The 16,804-nt window shown below is 68.7% G+C and carries 16 protein-coding genes; 4 read left to right on the top strand and 12 right to left on the bottom strand.

Going from position 1 to position 16,804, the window contains the following annotated elements; translation table 11 throughout:
• Positions 1 to 22 precede the first annotated feature (22 nt).
• The 5 genes from leuS to WS54_RS16020 all read right to left on the bottom strand — a co-directional run bounded on the left by leuS (position 23) and on the right by WS54_RS16020 (position 5,620).
• Positions 23 to 2,617: a leucine--tRNA ligase gene (gene leuS / locus WS54_RS16040; protein ID WP_059779181.1), complete on the bottom strand. Its 2,595-nt coding sequence runs from the start codon at positions 2,615 to 2,617 to the stop codon at positions 23 to 25.
• A 181-nt stretch (positions 2,618 to 2,798) separates the two neighbouring features.
• Positions 2,799 to 3,239 carry an ExbD/TolR family protein gene (locus tag WS54_RS16035; RefSeq protein ID WP_059779179.1) on the bottom strand — a complete coding sequence of 147 codons (441 nt, stop codon included), beginning with the start codon at positions 3,237 to 3,239 and terminating at the stop codon, positions 2,799 to 2,801.
• Between the two features lie 24 nt (positions 3,240 to 3,263).
• Complete coding sequence (locus WS54_RS16030) at positions 3,264 to 3,932, bottom strand: MotA/TolQ/ExbB proton channel family protein (protein ID WP_034206398.1); 669 nt, start codon at positions 3,930 to 3,932, stop codon at positions 3,264 to 3,266.
• An 18-nt stretch (positions 3,933 to 3,950) separates the two neighbouring features.
• On the bottom strand, positions 3,951 to 4,748 hold the full coding sequence (gene dapB, locus WS54_RS16025) for a 4-hydroxy-tetrahydrodipicolinate reductase (RefSeq protein WP_034206397.1): 798 nt from the start codon (positions 4,746 to 4,748) through the stop codon (positions 3,951 to 3,953).
• Between the two features lie 65 nt (positions 4,749 to 4,813).
• Positions 4,814 to 5,620, bottom strand: coding sequence for an outer membrane protein assembly factor BamE (locus WS54_RS16020; RefSeq protein ID WP_059779177.1), 807 nt, complete (start codon positions 5,618 to 5,620; stop codon positions 4,814 to 4,816).
• Between the two features lie 141 nt (positions 5,621 to 5,761).
• Between WS54_RS16020 and fur the strand changes: the two genes are divergently transcribed.
• Complete coding sequence (fur, locus tag WS54_RS16015; RefSeq protein WP_006753314.1) at positions 5,762 to 6,190, top strand: ferric iron uptake transcriptional regulator; 429 nt, start codon at positions 5,762 to 5,764, stop codon at positions 6,188 to 6,190.
• Between the two features lie 94 nt (positions 6,191 to 6,284).
• On the opposite strand, the gene WS54_RS16010 is transcribed toward fur, so the two are convergent.
• The 3 genes from WS54_RS16010 to WS54_RS16000 form a co-directional block, all read right to left on the bottom strand.
• On the bottom strand, positions 6,285 to 6,818 hold the full coding sequence (locus tag WS54_RS16010; protein ID WP_034206395.1) for an ureidoglycolate lyase: 534 nt from the start codon (positions 6,816 to 6,818) through the stop codon (positions 6,285 to 6,287).
• 14 nt (positions 6,819 to 6,832) lie between these two features.
• Positions 6,833 to 7,840 (bottom strand): allantoicase, encoded by a 1,008-nt coding sequence (gene alc / locus WS54_RS16005; protein ID WP_059779175.1) that lies wholly within the window; start codon positions 7,838 to 7,840, stop codon positions 6,833 to 6,835.
• A 104-nt stretch (positions 7,841 to 7,944) separates the two neighbouring features.
• Entirely contained in the window at positions 7,945 to 9,264 is a 1,320-nt protein-coding gene (locus WS54_RS16000; protein WP_059779776.1) for a C4-dicarboxylate transporter DctA, read from the bottom strand.
• 211 nt (positions 9,265 to 9,475) lie between these two features.
• Here WS54_RS16000 and WS54_RS15995 point away from each other — a divergent pair, with 211 nt between their 5' ends.
• On the top strand, positions 9,476 to 10,198 hold the full coding sequence (locus WS54_RS15995) for a FadR/GntR family transcriptional regulator (RefSeq protein ID WP_179950198.1): 723 nt from the start codon (positions 9,476 to 9,478) through the stop codon (positions 10,196 to 10,198).
• A 41-nt stretch (positions 10,199 to 10,239) separates the two neighbouring features.
• On the opposite strand, the gene cynR is transcribed toward WS54_RS15995, so the two are convergent.
• Positions 10,240 to 11,130, bottom strand: a complete 891-nt coding sequence (gene cynR, locus WS54_RS15990) for a transcriptional regulator CynR (protein ID WP_059779171.1) — start codon at positions 11,128 to 11,130, stop codon at positions 10,240 to 10,242.
• A gap of 313 nt (positions 11,131 to 11,443) precedes the next feature.
• Between cynR and WS54_RS15985 the strand changes: the two genes are divergently transcribed.
• Positions 11,444 to 12,643 (top strand): MFS transporter, encoded by a 1,200-nt coding sequence (locus WS54_RS15985; protein WP_059779169.1) that lies wholly within the window; start codon positions 11,444 to 11,446, stop codon positions 12,641 to 12,643.
• Positions 12,644 to 12,760: 117 nt separating this feature from the next.
• On the opposite strand, the gene WS54_RS15980 is transcribed toward WS54_RS15985, so the two are convergent.
• Positions 12,761 to 13,819: an L-idonate 5-dehydrogenase gene (locus WS54_RS15980; RefSeq protein WP_059779167.1), complete on the bottom strand. Its 1,059-nt coding sequence runs from the start codon at positions 13,817 to 13,819 to the stop codon at positions 12,761 to 12,763.
• Between the two features lie 13 nt (positions 13,820 to 13,832).
• Positions 13,833 to 14,606: an SDR family NAD(P)-dependent oxidoreductase gene (locus WS54_RS15975; RefSeq protein ID WP_059779164.1), complete on the bottom strand. Its 774-nt coding sequence runs from the start codon at positions 14,604 to 14,606 to the stop codon at positions 13,833 to 13,835.
• A gap of 150 nt (positions 14,607 to 14,756) precedes the next feature.
• Between WS54_RS15975 and WS54_RS15970 the strand changes: the two genes are divergently transcribed.
• Positions 14,757 to 15,647 carry a LysR family transcriptional regulator gene (locus tag WS54_RS15970; RefSeq protein WP_059779162.1) on the top strand — a complete coding sequence of 297 codons (891 nt, stop codon included), beginning with the start codon at positions 14,757 to 14,759 and terminating at the stop codon, positions 15,645 to 15,647.
• A 77-nt stretch (positions 15,648 to 15,724) separates the two neighbouring features.
• On the opposite strand, the gene gap is transcribed toward WS54_RS15970, so the two are convergent.
• Positions 15,725 to 16,735: a type I glyceraldehyde-3-phosphate dehydrogenase gene (gene gap / locus WS54_RS15965; protein ID WP_059500962.1), complete on the bottom strand. Its 1,011-nt coding sequence runs from the start codon at positions 16,733 to 16,735 to the stop codon at positions 15,725 to 15,727.
• Between the last annotated feature and the right edge of the window lie 69 nt (positions 16,736 to 16,804).

Raw genomic sequence — 16,804 nt, 5'->3', positions numbered from 1 at the left:
TACGTCCGACGGCCGGCGGCCGTCAGACGACGATGTTCACGAGGCGGCCCGGCACGACGACGATCTTCTTCGCCGGCTTGCCGTCGCTGAATTTCGCGAATGCCTCGTCGGCCACCGCCGCCGCTTCGATCGCGTCGCGGCTCGCGTCCTTCGCGACCTTCAGCGCACCGCGCACCTTGCCGTTCACCTGCAGCACGAGTTCGATCTCGGCCTGCTCGAGCGCGGCCTCGTCGACCTTCGGCCACGGCGCATCGAGCAGCGGGCCGAATTCGTCCGCGTAGCCGAGCGCCTTCCACAGCTCGAACGTGACGTGCGGCACGACCGGATACAGCACGCGCAGCAGCACGCCGTACGTCTCGCGCAGCACGGCGGGCGTCGCGCCCTTCGCGCCGTCGATCGCGTTCAGCATCTTCATCGCGGCCGACACGACCGTGTTGTACTGCAGGCGCTGGTAGTCGAAATCGGCCTGCTTCAGCACGCCGTAGATCTCGCGGCGCAGCGCCTTGTCGGTGTCGCCGAGCGCCGCGGCATCGAAGCCCGCGCGCGCGGCGAGCGCTTCGCGGTTCGCGTAGCCGAAGCTCCACACGCGGCGCAGGAAGCGGCTCGCGCCCTCGACGCCCGCGCCCGACCACTCGAGCTGCTGCTCGGGCGGCGCCGCGAACATCGTGAACAGGCGCGCGGTGTCGGCGCCGTACTGGTCGATCAGCAGTTGCGGATCGACGCCGTTGTTCTTCGACTTCGACATCTTTTCGATGCCGCCGAGCACGACCGGCTGGCCGTCCGCATTCAGCGTCGCGCCGACCGGGCGGCCCTTGTCGTCGTGCGTGACCGTCACGTCGAGCGGGTTGTACCAGGTCTTCTTGCCCGCTGCGTCTTCGCGGTAGTACGTCTCGTTCAGCACCATCCCCTGCGTGAGCAGGTTCTTCGCCGGCTCGCCGAACTTCACGAGGCCGAGGTCGCGCATCACCTTGGTCCAGAAGCGCGAATACAGCAGGTGCAGGATCGCATGCTCGATGCCGCCGATGTACTGATCCATCGGCATCCAGTAATCGGTGCGCGCGTCGACCATCGTCTCGGCGTCCGGCGCCGTGTAGCGCGAGAAGTACCACGACGAATCGACGAAGGTGTCCATCGTGTCGGTTTCGCGCTTCGCGGCCGCGCCGCACTTCGGGCACGTGCAGTTCAGGAACGCTTCCGACTTCGCGAGCGGGTTGCCCGAGCCGTCCGGCACGAGGTCTTCCGGCAGCACGACCGGCAGATCCTGCTCCGGCACCGGCACGTCGCCGCACGACGGGCAGTGGATGATCGGGATCGGCGTGCCCCAGTAGCGCTGGCGCGACACGCCCCAGTCACGCAGGCGCCACGTGACCTGCTTGTCGCCGAAGCCGCCGGCCTTCAGGTCGGCCGCGACCGCGTCGACCGCTTCCGTGTAGCGCAGGCCGTCGTACTTGCCGCTGTTCACGCAGACCGCGGTTTCCTTGTCGCCGTACCACTCCTGCCATGCGTCGAGCGAGTACGTCTGCCCTTCGCTCGCGATCACCTGCTTGATCGGCAGACCGTATTTCTTCGCGAATGCGAAATCGCGCTCGTCGTGGCCCGGCACGCCCATCACCGCGCCTTCGCCATAGCTCATCAGCACGTAGTTGCCGATCCACACCTCGACCGGCTCGCCGGTCAGCGGGTGCTTGACCGAGAAGCCGGTCGCGACGCCCTTCTTCTCCATCGTCGCGACGTCGGCCTCCGCGACGCCGCCGCGCTTGCACTCGTCGATGAACGCGAGCAGCTCCGGCTTGTCCTGCGCGAGGCGCGTGGCGAGCGGGTGCTCGGCCGCGATCGCGCAGAACGTGACGCCCATGATCGTGTCGGCGCGCGTCGTGAACACGCGCAGCAGCTTCTGCTCGCCGTCGAGTTCGTAGGGGAAGCCGAAGTTCACGCCGAAGCTCTTGCCGATCCAGTTCTGCTGCATGATCTTCACGCGCTCGGGCCAGCCGAGACCGTCGAGGTCGTTCAGCAGCTCATCCGCGTACTGCGTGATCCGCAGGTAGTACATCGGGATCTCGCGCTTCTCGACGAGCGCGCCCGAGCGCCAGCCGCGGCCGTCGATCACCTGCTCGTTCGCGAGCACGGTCTGGTCGACCGGGTCCCAGTTCACGGTGCCCGTCTTCTTGTACGCGATGCCCTTCTCGAGCATCTTCAGGAACAGCCACTGGTTCCACTTGTAGTAGTCGGGCTTGCACGTCGCGATCTCGCGCGACCAGTCGATCGCGAGACCCATCGACTGCATCTGGCCCTTCATGTAGTCGATGTTGTCGTAGGTCCACTTCGCGGGCGGCACGCCGTTGGCCATCGCGGCGTTCTCGGCCGGCATCCCGAACGCGTCCCAGCCCATCGGCATCAGCGTGTTGTAGCCGTTCATCCGCAGATAGCGGTACATCACGTCGTTGATCGTGTAGTTGCGCACGTGACCCATGTGCAGCTTGCCGGACGGGTACGGCAGCATCGACACGCAGTAGAACTTCGGCTTCTGCGAATCTTCCTTCGTCTTGTAGGCATCGGCTGCGCGCCAGTCGCCCTGGGCGGCGGCTTCGACGTCGGCGGGTACGTATCTCTCGTGCATGGTGTGGTTCGGGCTAGGCTTTAGGCGGCGCGACGGCGCGCGCGCAGGATTGGATCGAAATCGTGCGTGCCCGGCGCGGGAACGGGCTGACCGGTTCCGGGCCGGGAAAAACGTCGATTATACCGCCCGTGCGGGCCCGCACGGCCGGTCTCGCGGGCCGGCGGCCCGCAACGACGACGGATCAGGGCTTCGCGCCGGCGGCGCCGGCCGGCGGCACGTCGGTCACGAAGCCGATCCGCGTGAGGCCCGCGGCTTGCGCGGCGCCCATCACCTGCGCGATCACGTCGTAGCGCGTCGCGCGCGACGCGCGCAGCCGTAGCTCGGGCGGCGCGGCGCCCGCGGCGGCCGCCTTGAAGCGCGCGGGCAGCGCGTCGAGCGCGACGGGCGCGTCGTCCCAGTAGAGCTTGCCGGCATCGTCGATCGACAGCGTGACCGACTGCGGCGTGTCGCGCGCGACGCTCGCCGCGACCTTCGGCAGGTCGAGCCGGATCGCGTGCGTCATCAGCGGCGCGGTGATGATGAAGATGACGAGCAGCACGAGCATCACGTCGATCAGCGGCGTCATGTTGATCTCCGCCATCGGCGCGGACGTCTTGTGATGCTCCAGTCCGCCGAATGCCATGATCGTTCCTCCGGAGCCGGCGCGTCAGGCGCCCTGTGCGCACACGAACACGTGCAGATCGCGCGCGAAGCCGTCGAGTTCCTCGGCGAGCTGCCGGACGAGCCGGCCGAGGATGTTGTACGCGAGCACCGCGGGAATCGCGACGACCAGCCCGAACGCGGTCATGATCAGCGCCTCGCCGACCGGCCCCGCGACGTTCTCGATCTGCGCCTGCCCGCTCGCGGCGATGCTGCCGAGCGCGTGATAGATGCCCCACACGGTGCCGAGCAGCCCGACGAACGGCGCGGTGCTGCCGATCGACGCGAGCAGCACCTGGCCGAATTCGAGGCGCCGCTGCGAGCGCAGCATCGCATGACGCAACGCGCGCAGCACGCGCTCGCCGTGCTCGACGCGCGCGGCCAGCGCGGTGGGGTCGTGGTCGCCGGCCGCGTCGCGCGCGGCTTCGGCGAGCGGCACGAATACGCGCTCGCGATCGGCGCCGGCGAGCGCGGCGATCCCCGCGTCGAGCGACGGCGCGCGCCAGAACGCGGCAAGCGCGCGCGGCCCCTGCCGCTTCGCGCGGACCAGCAGCCAGGCTTTCATGAGGAGGAAGCACCAGCTGGCGACGGACATCGCCAGCAGCACATAGGAGACGGCGTGCGTGATCGCATCGCCGCTTTCGAGGTAGTGGACAACGCCGGTGGGAATCGCCATCGGAGTTTCCTCGCGGGGTCAGCGCAGGCCGAGCACGTCCTGCATGTCGAACAGGCCGGCGCCGCGCGCCGACAGGAACCGGACCGCGCGCAACGCGCCCTGCGCGTACGACACGCGGCTCGACGACTTGTGCGTGATCTCGATGCGCTCGCCGATCCCGGCGAACAGCACGGTGTGGTCGCCGACGATGTCGCCGCCGCGCACCGCGGCAAAGCCGATCGACGACGGATCGCGCTCGCCCGTCACGCCGTGGCGGCCGTACACCGCGCAATCGTCGAGCGAGCGGCCGAGCGCGCCGGCGACGGCCTCGCCCATCATCAGCGCGGTGCCCGACGGCGCGTCGACCTTGTGGCGATGATGCGCCTCGATGATCTCGATGTCGTAGCCGTGCGAGAAATGCTTCGCCGCGAATTCGAGCAGCTTCAGCGTGACGTTCACGCCGACGCTCATGTTCGCCGCGAACACGATGCCGAGCTTGGCCGCAGCGGCCTGCAATTCAGCCTTCTGCTCGGCGGTGAAGCCGGTCGTGCCGATCACGAGCTTCACGTCGTGGCGCAGCGCGGCCTCGATGTGGGCCATCGTGCCTTCCGGCCGCGTGAAATCGATCAGGTAGTCGGCCTGCGCGAACACGGCGTCGAGGTCGTCGGTCAGCTTGACGCCGGTGTCCTTGCCGAGGAACGCACCGGCGTCCTGGCCGAGGAACGGCGAACCGGCGCGGTCGAGCGCGCCGACGAGCTGCGCGTCGGCGTCGTTGAGTACGGCTTCGATCAGCATCCGGCCCATTCGGCCCGATGCGCCGGCAATCGCAATCTTCATGGCTTTCTACACGACAGGTCTAAAGGCGGGCGGCGCATGCCGCCCCGTTTCCGCACGCCGGCCGCTTACTGGGCCGGGGCGGTGAGCGGCTGGTTCTGCAGGTTGTCCGAGCCTTGCGGGCCGACCGGCGGCGACGCCTCGTTCGACACGTTCGGCTGCGGCGGACGATGGAACTGGAACTGCGGCTGGATCGCCGGCGCGGCGCCCGGCGGCTGGCCGCCCGGCACCGGCGCGCCGCCCGAGGCCTGTGCGGCCGGCGTGAAGCGGCGCGAACCCGAACCCTGACCCGACACCTGGTTGGTCGCGCGGTTCGCCGCGCGCGCCGCCTGGGCGTTCGCATCCTGGTCGACCGCCGCGGCGGACGCCGGCACCGTGGCCGGGCTGGCGGCCGGGTTCGCGGCAGCGGCAGCCTCCGCGGCGCTCGCGGCGGCGGCTTCGGACGCCTTCTTCGCCGCGGCAGCGGCCTTCGCCTTCTTGCCGCCGCGGTCGCCGTCGATGTCGGCCAGCAGGTCGAGCTCGGACGGCAGGTTGTCGGCGCCGGTCCAGCTCGCCACGCGATCGCCCGAGAAATTGACCACGAGGTCGCGCTGCTGGACGATCGACGTCGAGCCGCGCTTGAAGTAGAAAAGGTAATCCCAGCGATCCGCGTGGAACATGTCCGCCAGCAGCGGCGTGCCGAGCAGCGCGCGGACCTGCTCGCGCGTCATCCCGACCTGCAACTGTGCGGCCTTCTCCTGCGACACGAAGTTGCCTTGCACGACGGTGATCCGATACGGCGTGATGCTCTGCGCAATGCGCTGCGTCACGCTGTCGTACGACGAACAACCCGCCAGCGCGACAACGGCGGCGGCAGCGATGATGGCACTCCGCATGCGACTCCTCTGAAAGTGCGAAAGCGATTCTGGGATCATTTCCTTCACCGTGCTGGCCCGCGTGCAGGCCGCGCGTATATCTGGAACGGCGAAAAGCCGGTAACATTGAAGCCCTGCATTGTACTCTAGGGATGCCTAGCCATGACCAATCCGACGGATCTCAAGAATATCGGGCTAAAGGCCACCCTACCGCGCCTCAAGATTCTCGAGATCTTCCAGCAGAGCCCCGTGCGCCACCTGACGGCCGAAGACGTCTACCGCAACCTGCTCAACGAGCAGCTCGACATCGGGCTCGCGACCGTCTACCGCGTGCTCACGCAGTTCGAGCAGGCCGGCCTGCTCACGCGCAGCAACTTCGAATCCGGCAAGGCGGTGTTCGAGCTGAACGAAGGTTCGCACCACGACCACCTCGTGTGCCTCGATTGCGGCCGCGTCGAGGAATTCTTCGACGCCGAGATCGAGAGCCGCCAGCAGGCGATCGCGAAGGAGCGCGGCTTCCGGCTCCAGGAGCATTCGCTCGCGATGTACGGCTCGTGCACGACCGAGAACTGCCCGCACCGCAAGCACTGACTCGCGCCACCCGCGCACGCAGCACGGCCCGGCCGGCATCTCGCCGCCCGGGCCGTCTGCTTTTTTGGGCGAGCGTGCCGCGCGCCCGGGATGCTTACGAAAGCCCTTCGACGCCCGCGCAGGCCGACTCGAAATCGAGCGCCCACGGGCGCTCCAGCGGAATCTCGTCGCAGTTCGGCTGCGGCCCGCCGCGATCGACGATCACGAAATCGCTGACCGCGTCGAGCGCGAGCAGCGGATGGTGCCAGACACCCTTCGCATAATTGACGCCCTGCCAGCCTTCGGCCAGGAACGCGCGCATCGCGTCGGGCCGGAATTCGCCGGCCGGCGCGACGACGATCGCGTAGCGCGACACCGCCGCGAGCGGGATGAACGCCTGGCTGCCGTGCGGGTGACGCTCCATCAGCGTGACCGCGACCGGCAGCGCACGCGGCTGCGCGCGAAACACGCTGACGAGCGGCCGGCCGCCGTCCGCGCACACGTCGATCGTCGCGAGATCGTGAAAGCGCTCGGTCGTACCGCCGTTGATCGGGAAATGCCGCGCGCCTTCGAGCGCGATCACGTCGCCGAACGGCGCGAACGCTTCGCGGGTCAGGCGCTCGACGCGCAGGATGGGAGTGCCGCTCATGCCGCTGCCCTCCTTCAAGCCGGCTCGCCCCACAGACGCAGGCGCGACACGCCGCCGTCCGGGAAGATGTTGAACCGCACGTGCGTGACGGGGCCGAGCGCCGCGAGCGAGTCGAACGTGTGCACGTGATCCATCTGCAGCTTCTGCTCGCCGAGCAGTTCGGCCCAGAACATCGCCTGCGTGACGAGCGAGTCGTCGGTGCCGCCCGTCACGTGCGCAGCCTGCAGCGAGCAGCGATCGGGGAAATTGCCCTTGAAGAACGCCGTATCGACCTCGACGCGCCGGATGATGCCCGGCCGCGCGAGCGCGACGATCGCCCAGTCGTTGCCGGGCTCGCGGCGGCGCCGCGTTTCCCAGCCGTCGCCCATGTTCGCGCCGCGCCCCGGCATCAGCATCTGCGAGGCCGGGCCGAAGTGCTGGTTGTTCGCGGCCACCAGATAGCCGCCGTTCTCGATCGCCGCGAGATCGACGAGCTCGCCGGCCGGCACGCGGCGCCAGTCGCGCTGCGGCTGGCCGTACACGCGCAGCCGCGCGAGCCCGCCGTCCGGATACAGGTTCACGCGCAGATGCGTGACCGGCTGCGCATCGTCGACGCTCACGTAGTGATGCGCATTGCCCTGCAGCGTCGTCGCGGGAACGATCGTGCGCCACGCGGCGTCGTCCGGCGGCGTGTCGCCGCCCACCGCGCAGGCCTCGATCGACGCGGCCGGCGGGAAGTTGCCGGTGAAGTGGCTCGTATCGAGATCGACGCCGTGGATCACGCCCGGCCGCGCGAGCCGGACCACGCAGAAGTCGTGGCCGGTCGTACGCTTGCGGCGGGTTTCCCAGCCGTCCATCCACTTGCCGTGGTCGTCGTACTTGCCGGGAATGAACACGGCCGGCTCGGGATTCAGCATGCGCTCCTTCGGCGCGAAGAATTCGTCGCTGGCGAAGAGCGCCTGCGCGCCCAGGCGCGGGTCGGCGAGGTTCATGTAGCGCCGCGTGAAAGCCGGCGCGTTCGGATCGAGGATGGGGGCTGCCATGTCGTCTCCATTTTTTTGACAAGCGCCGGCGCATCGGCGCGCCGGTCGCATGAAGTTCGGTCGCGCGGTGCGGCCGGGGAAGCCGCGCCGCGCGAGCGGCGTGTTCAGAGCGCGTGAGCCTGGTCGCCGGCGACCGGTGCGGCGCCGCCCGGCGCATCGGCCACGTAGCGCAGCTCGCGGTTCAGCACGCGCTTCGCGCGGGCCCGGTCGATGTCGTTCTCCCACACGGCGACCACCACTGTCGCCACGCAGTTGCCGATCAGGTTGGTCAACGCGCGGGCGATGCCGACGAACCAGTCGACCGGCAGGATCAGCACGAGGCCGAGCACCGGAATCGCGGGAATCGCCGACAGCGTCGCCGCGAGAATCACGATCGCCGAGCCGGGGATGCCGTGCGCGCCCTTCGACGTGACGAGCGACACGAGCAGCACGACGATCAGGTCGTGCGTGGACAGCGGCGTGTTGGTGGCCTGCGCGATGAACAGCACCGCGAGCGTCAGGTAGATCGAGAAGCCGTCGAGGTTGAACGAATAGCCGGTCGGAATCACGAGGCCGACGGTCGAATCCTTGATGCCCATGTATTCGAGCTTGCTCATCACCTGCGGCAACACGGCGTCCGACGACGCCGTGCCGAGCACGATCGACAGTTCCTCGCGCAGATAGCGGATCAGCTTGAACACGGAGAAGCCCGCGAGCCGCATCACCGCGCCGAGCACGACCGTGACGAACACGAAGCAGCTCAGGTAGAACACCGCGACCAGGTAGCCGAGCTGCTTGAGCGACGCGACGCCGTACTTGCCGGTCGTGAACGCGATCGCGCCGAGCACGCCGAGCGGCGCGAGCTTGATGATGAAGCCGATGATCCGGAAGAACACGTGCGACAGCTCCTCGATCAGCGAATTGACGCGCTGCGCCTTGTCGCCGAGCAGCGACAGCGCGGAGCCGAACAGCACCGCGAACACCAGGATCTGCAGGATGTCGCCCTTCGCGAACGCGTCGATCGCCGTCTCGGGGATGATCTTCATCAGGTAGCCGGCCGTGTCCTTCAGGCTTTCGGCGTTCTTCGCGTACGTCGACAGCGACGCCGCGTCGAGCGAGCGCAGGTCGATGTTCATCCCGACGCCGGGGCGCGTGACCCAGGCAAGGACGAGCCCGATGCCGAGCGCGAGCGTCGTCATCACCTCGAAGTAGACGACCGCCTTCAGGCCGACCCGGCCGACCTTCTTCAAGTCGCCCGCATTGGCCATGCCGCTGACCACGACGCAGAACACGATCGGGCCGATGACCATCTTGATGAGCTTCAGGAAGCCGTCGCCGAGCGGACGCAGCGACTCGGCGAAGTGCGGGAAGAACGCGCCGAGCGCGACCCCCAGGATTAATGCGACGACTACCCGGCCAAACAGCGAATTGAGGAATTTCGACACGGCGCTCTCCCGATCCAACGGTTGCAGTTTCGTCTGTTCATACTGGTAAGACCAGTGATGTTATGGGGGATAGTAGGAAGCCGATATAGTGGCGTCAAGGACGAACAAAATAGGGATTTCCCGCCCCCGCGCACGGGCTTGCGGCACCCTGGAAAGGGGCGGATCGTGGCTTTCCCGTAGGCGGTCGTGCACCTCTCGCGGGCGGATTACAATGCCGGTCAGACCGGCCATCGTTCACACCATGAAAAATGTTCCGCATACCGTGACCGACACCGCCATCGCGACGATCCGCGACCGGATCGAGACAGGCGTGTACCCGGTCGGCAGCCTGCTGCCGGCCCAGCGCCAGCTCTCCGAGGAGCTGGAAATCAGCCGCGCGTCGCTGCGCGAGGCACTGTCGACGCTCGAGGCGCTCGGGATGCTGCGCATCCGCGCGGGCAAGGGCGTGTACGTCGAAAGCGCGCAGGCGTCGGCCGCGCATCCGTGGCAATTCGCCGAGCAGTCGTCGCCGCCCGACACCTACCAGATGCGCTATGCGCTCGAAGGCTTCGCCGCGCGGATGGCCGCGCGCGTGGTCAGCGACGACGACATCGCGTGGTTCGAGGACAACCTCGCCGACCTGCACGTCGCGCTGACGGAGAACGCACTCGAAGAAGCCTCGCGGCTCGACTTCGACTTCCACATGCGGATCATCCATCTGGCCGGCAACGCGGCGATCGAGTCCATCCTGCGCAGCAGCGCGGACATCATGAAGGAAAGCCAGCGCATGCCGTTCTATCGTCGCGAACTGCTGCTGTCGACGTGGCACGAGCACCGCGCGATCGTCGACGCGCTGATCGCGCGCGATGCGACCACCGCCGGCATCGCGATCGAAACGCACATCGCGAACGCCGCGCAGCGCGCGGGCGTGTTCTTCCCGACGCCCGGCGCGTAATTCCCCCGCGCCGCCGCCTGCCCGTCCGGCCGGCCCGCCGGTCACCGTTCCGACGAATCGCGATAGGCGAGCACGCGCTCGATGAAGGCGCGCGCCGCGACGCTGCGGTACGCGCCCTTGCGCGTGAGCAGCGCGGCCGTGCGCGTCGGCAGCGGCGGATCGATCTCCAGCGCGCACAGGTCGCCGCTCTCGCGCGCGACCGCGTCGGGCAGCACCGTCGCGAGCCGGCCGCACCGCACGAGTTCCAGCACCGCGCTGACCGTATTCGTCTCGATCGCGATCGACGGCCGCGCGCCGTGCTCGACGAAATACCGGTCGATGCGCTCGCGCGTCGCGAACGCGCGGCTCAGCAGCACCAGCGGCTCGCCGCCGAGCTCGGCCGGCGTCAGCGCGCGGCGGCGGCGCGCGAGGCGGTGCGTGCGCCCCGTCACCAGCGCGAGCGGCTCGTCCCACAGCGGCAGCGCGTCGATGTCCGGTGCGCGCGGCGGCATGAACGCGAAGCCGGCGTCGAGCCGGTCGTCGGCGAGCAGCGCCTCGATGCGCGCCTGCGGCATCGCGTCGATCGTCAGCGCGACGTTCGGATGGTCGGCATGGAATGCGTCGATCAGCGAGCCGCTCAGGTAAGCCGCGAACGTCGGCATCATCGCGAGCCGCAGCGAGCCGCTGCCGAGATCGGCGACGTCGTGCAGCGCGCGCTGCCCGGCATCGAGCGCGTGCAGCGCGGCGCGCGCATGCCGCGCATAGACCTCGCCGAATTCGGTGAGCCGCACCGTGCGGCCCGAACGGTCGAACAGCTGCACGCCGAGCGTTTCCTCGAGCTGACGGACCTGCTGCGACAGCGTCGGCTGCGACACGTGCAGCGCATCGGCCGCGCGCGTGAAACTGCGCTGCTCGGCGACGGCCAGGAAATAGCGGATGTGACGGAGAAGCATCGCAACCAACGTATTGGTTTTACCAATAGAGACCATAACGATCCAGTCTTGGACGCTATGAATCGATACCCGCATCATACGCACATCCGCTTGCGTGCAGCGCCGCTGTCGCCGCACGGAAGCGGCACGCCCGGGCCCGCCCTGCCAGCGCCCGCCGCACGGCGATCCGCCGCCCGCCCGATCTGGGTCCGGCCGCGATCCGCCCGGCGCGCTTCGGCTCACCGCCGATCCGTCGACGCCGGCCCCCGATTTCCGTCACCCCGCGCAACCGACGGCCCCGTGCCGCCGGCCGGCGCCGCTGTCTTTCGCGACCATGGAACCGCATCACGACGATCACCCTCCCCTCACCCGCGGCATGACGCTGCTGTTCGCATGCGCGTGCGGCATCGTCATCGGCAACATCTATTACGCGCAACCGCTGCTCGCCGCGATCGCGCACAGCTTCGGGCGCGCGCCGACCGAGCTCGGCTATCTCGTCACGCTGACGCAGCTCGGCTATGCGGCCAGCCTGCTGCTGATCGTCCCGCTCGGCGACGCGGTCAATCGCCATACGCTGATCGTGCGGCTGCTGATGCTCAACGTCGTCGCACTGATCGCGGTCGCGTCCAGCACGAACTTCACGATGTTCGTCGTCGCGAACGTCGCGGTCGGCTTCGTCACCTGTTCGACGCAGCTGCTCGTGCCGTTCGCGGCGTCGCTCGCCGACGCACGCTCGCGCGGCCGCGCGGTCGGCACCGTGATGAGCGGGCTCCTGCTGGGTATCCTGCTCGCGCGCGTCGCGGCCGGCGCGATCGCCGACTGGCTCGGCTGGCGCGCGGTGTACGGTATCGCCGCCGCGATGGTGCTCGCGCTGACCGCCGTGCTCGCCGTGAAGCTGCCGAAGGATCGCCGCGACGCGCACGTCGACTACGCGGCGCTGATGAAGTCGCTCGTCGCGCTGGTGCGCGCGCAGCCGCCGATCGCGCTGCGCTCGACCTACGGTGCGCTCGTGTTCGCGTGCTTCAGCCTGCTGTGGACGGGCCTCACGTTTTTGCTGAGCCAACCGCCGTACAGCTATTCGGAAGGGCAGATCGGCCTGTTCGGGATCGTCGGCGCGGTCGGCGCGCTCGCGGCGACGTCGGCCGGCCGGCTCGTCGATCGCGGCCACGGCAATGCGGCCACCGGCCTGTTCGCGGCGGCCGTGCTCGCGTCGTTCGCGCTGATCGCGACCGGCTCGCATTCGCTCGCGGCGCTGATCGCGGGCATCCTGCTGCTCGACGTCGGCGTGCAGGGCATGCACATCTCGAACCAGAGCGTGATCTATGCGCTCGCGGGCAACGCACGCAGCCGCGTGACGACGATCTACCTGACGAGCTATTTCATCGGCGGCGCGTTCGGGTCGTTCGCGGCGAGCGTCGCGTACGGCCTCGACGGCTGGCGCGGCGTGTGCGTCGCGGGCGCCGCGCTGTCGGGCGTGCTGATCGCGCTGTGGCTCGCATCGCAACGTGTCGGCACGCGACGGGTCACGCAGTAATGCGGCAGGCCGGCGACCCGTTTGCGCCGCACGACGAACAAGGCACGCGCCGCGCATCGCGGGCGTGCCTTTTCACCAAAGATGCCGCAGCCGTCGCGACGCGCCGACGCCGCACCGTCACGCGACCTCGTTCGCGAAATCGATCAGCACCTTCATCGCACGCTGGCGGTCGCCCGCCAGTTCGAACGCGAGGTTCGCATCGCGCATCGGGAACACGCGCGTGACGGCCGGCCGCAGGTCGACGCGCCCCGCGTTGATCAGCTGCACCGCCAGCGCGAATTCCGCATGAAAGCGGAACGACCCGCAGATCGACAGCTCCTTCGCGACCACGACGTTCTGCGGCAGGCTCACGTCGCCGCCGAGTCCGAGCTGCACGACGACGCCACGCGGACGCATCACGTCCAGTCCGTCGCGTAGCGCGCGCGCATTGCCCGAACATTCGATCACCACGTCGAACGTGCCCTTGTCGGCGCTGTAGCGCTCGACCCAGCCGGCATCGGCCGCTGCGTTGATCGTGCGGTCCGCGCCGAGCGCGCGCGCCACGTCCAGCGGCGCGTCGACGACGTCGGTCGCGACGATCTCCGCCGCGCCGTGCACGCGCGCCGCCGCGACCGCCAGCACGCCGATCGGCCCGCAACCCGACACGAGCACGCGCTTGCCGATCAGCGCGCCCGCGCGTGACACCGCATGCAGCCCGACCGCGAACGGCTCGGCGAGCGCCGCGAGCGACAGCGGCACGTGATCGGCGACCTTCACGCACTGCGCCGCGTCGCACACGAGCGCGTTGCGGAACGCGCCCTGCACGTGCGGCATGCGCATCGCGCTGCCGTAGAAGCGCATGTCGAGACACTGGTTCGGCAGCCCTTCGAGGCAGTAGCGACACGCGCCGCACGGCCGGCTCGGATTGACCGCGACGCGATCGCCGACCTTCACCGACGTCACGTCCGGCGCCACTTCCGCGACCGTGCCGGCGACCTCGTGGCCGAGCACCATCGGCTGCTGCAGCCGGATCGCGCCGAACCCGCCATGCCGGAAGTAATGCAGATCGGAGCCGCAGATGCCGCCCATCGCGACGTCGACGCGCACCTGGCCCGGGCCGATCTCGCCCGCGTCCCGCTCCTCGACCCGCAGGTCGTTCGGCCCGTGGATCACGACACACATGCAACGCATACGCATGACTCTCTCCTCGTTAGACGGCACTGGTCAGCCCGCCGTCCACGAACAGCGTCTGGCCGTTCACGAAATCGGACGCGGCCGACGCGAGGAAGATCGCCGCGCCGCACAGCTCGTCGACCTGCCCCCAGCGGCCGGCCGGCGTGCGCTTGCACAACCAGTCGGAGAACGCCGCGTCGTCGACCAGCGCACGATTCAGCTCGGTCTCGAAATAGCCGGGCGCGAGGCCGTTCGCCTGGATGCCGTGACGCGCCCAGTCGGCGCACATCCCCTTGGTCAGCATCCGCACCGCGCCCTTGGTCGCCGCATACGGCGCGATCGTCGGCCGCGCGAGCTCGCTCTGCACCGAACAGATGTTGATGATCTTGCCGTGGCCGCGCGCGATCATGTGCCGCGCGACGGCCTGCGCGACGTTGAACACGCCGTCGAGATTCACGCGCATCAGCGCATGCCAGTCGTCCGGGTCGAATGCGTCGAGCGGCGCGCGGCGCTGGATGCCCGCGTTGTTCACGAGGATGTCGATCGCGCCGACGCGCGCCTCGAAGTCGTCGACCGCCGCGCGCACCTGCGCGTGCTCCGCGACGTCGAACACCGTGTAGTCGGCCGCGAAGCCTTCGTCGCGAAACTGGCGCGCGAGCGTCGCGGCCTTCTCTTCATTGCGATCGTTGATGACGATCGCCGCGCCCGCCTCCGCGAGCCCGCGGGCAAGCGTCAGCCCGATCCCGCGGCCGGAACCGGTAATCAGCGCGCGGCGGCCGTCCAGGCGGAACCGGTCAAGCGTGTCAGTCATGGATGTCTCCTCGTACCCGTCGAGCCGGCTACCCGTCGCGGCCGGTCTCGCATCGACGGTATCTTCCGCCGCAACCGGGGCGCCGCGCCAATGGTCTTTCTTGATCCGGTTATCATGAAAACTGATTACCGTCCTTTCGTGCCCGCCCCCATGGAACTCAAGCAATTGCGCGCCTTCGTCACGCTCGCCGAAGAGCTGCATTTCGGGCGCGCCGCGCAGCGCCTGTGCATCGTGCAGCCCGCGCTCAGCATGCAGATCAAGGCGCTCGAGACGGAACTCGGCGCACGCCTGTTCGAGCGCGACCGGCACAAGGTCGAGCTGAGCGACACGGGGCGCGTGTTCCTGCCCGAAGCGCGGGCGACGCTGCAGCAGGCTGCACGCGCGGAACAGATGGCGCGGCTGTCGAGCCGCGGCGAAATCGGCACGCTGCGCATCGCGTTCGTGTCGTCGGTATTGCCGGCGCTGCTGCCGGCCGTGCTGCGCACGATGCGCGAGCGCTATCCGCTGATCGCGCTCGAACTGAAGGACATGCCGACGCCCGACCAGATCGCCGCGCTGCGCGACCGGCGGATCGACTTCGGCATGATCCGGCTGCCGGCCGCGTATGCGGGCATCGACATGCGCGTGGTGCTCGAGGAAGGCTTCGTCGTCGCGCTGCCGCTCGGCCATCCGCTCGCCGCGCGCGATGCGATTTCGCCCGCCGCATTGCGCGGCCACCCCGCGTTCGTGCTCGCGCGCCGCTACGCACCCGGCTTTCACGACGACATGCTGCTCGCATTGAGCCGCGCGGGCACGACGCTCGAGATCGCGCAGGAGTTCGGGGAATTCACGACGATGCTCGCGCTCGTCGCGGCGGGAATGGGGATCGGGCTGATCCCGGCGGAAGCGGCCAGCGCGCTGCCGCCGAACGTGCTCGCGCGGCCGCTCGACCTGGCCGGTCATCGCAGCGGCATCGGCCTCGCGTGGACCGATCTCGACAGCCCGCTGAAGCGCGCGTTCGTCGCCGCGATCGAACACGTGACGGCGAACGGCGGGCAATAAAAAACCCGGCCGGGAAACCCCGGGCCGGGTTCGTCCGCCGCGCCGGCCGCGTTGCGGCGGCCGCGCGACGTGCGGGATTACTTCGCGTTCGCGAATGCGACGGCCGTATCCAGCATGCGGTTCGAGAAGCCCCACTCGTTGTCGTACCAGCTCGACACCTTCACGAGGCGGCCCGACACCTTGGTCAGCGTCGCGTCGAACGTCGACGAAGCCGGGTTGTGGTTGAAGTCGATCGACACCAGCGGTGCGTCGTTGTAGCCGAGGATGCCCTTCAGCGCGCCTTCCGATGCTTCCTTCATGATCGCGTTGACTTCCTCGACCGTCGTGTCGCGCTTCGCGATGAACGACAGGTCGACGATCGACACGTTGATCGTCGGGACGCGGATCGCGTAGCCGTCGAGCTTGCCGTTCAGTTCCGGCAGCACGAGGCCGACCGCCGATGCGGCGCCCGTCTTCGTCGGGATCTGGCTGTGCGTGGCCGAACGCGCGCGGCGCAGGTCTTCGTGGTAGACGTCCGTCAGCACCTGGTCGTTCGTGTACGCGTGGATCGTCGTCATCAGGCCGGTTTCGAGGCCGATCTTGTCGTTCAGCGGCTTGACGAGCGGCGCGAGGCAGTTCGTCGTGCACGATGCGTTCGAGATGACCGTGTGCTCGGCCTTCAGCACGTCGTGGTTCACGCCGTAGACGATCGTCGCGTCGACGTCCTTGCCGCCCGGCGCCGAGATGATCACCTTCTTCGCGCCGCCCTTCAGGTGCGCGCTCGCCTTTTCCTTGGTCGTGAAGAAGCCCGTGCACTCCATCACGACGTCGACGCCCAGCTCGCCCCACGGCAGTTCGGCCGGGTTGCGGTTCGCGAGCACGCGGATCTTGTCGCCGTTCACGACGAGGTAGTCGCCGTCGACCGACACTTCGCCCGGGAACTTGCCGTGCGCGGTGTCGTACTGGGTCAGGTGCGCATTGGTCTTCGCATCGCCCAGATCGTTGATCGCGACGATCTCGATATCGTGCTTCTTGCCGTTTTCATAAAACGCGCGCAGCGTGTTGCGGCCGATACGGCCGTAGCCGTTGATTGCGACGCGAATCGTCATGGTCTATCTCCTGATGGCTGAAAAAATTCGTTTCGTGCAGCTTCACGGTGCGACGCGCGCATCGGGCGG

Source organism: Burkholderia sp. NRF60-BP8, from assembly GCF_001522585.2.
In the GTDB taxonomy this organism is placed as follows: domain Bacteria; phylum Pseudomonadota; class Gammaproteobacteria; order Burkholderiales; family Burkholderiaceae; genus Burkholderia.
This window is presented reverse-complemented; position numbering and strand designations above follow the sequence as displayed.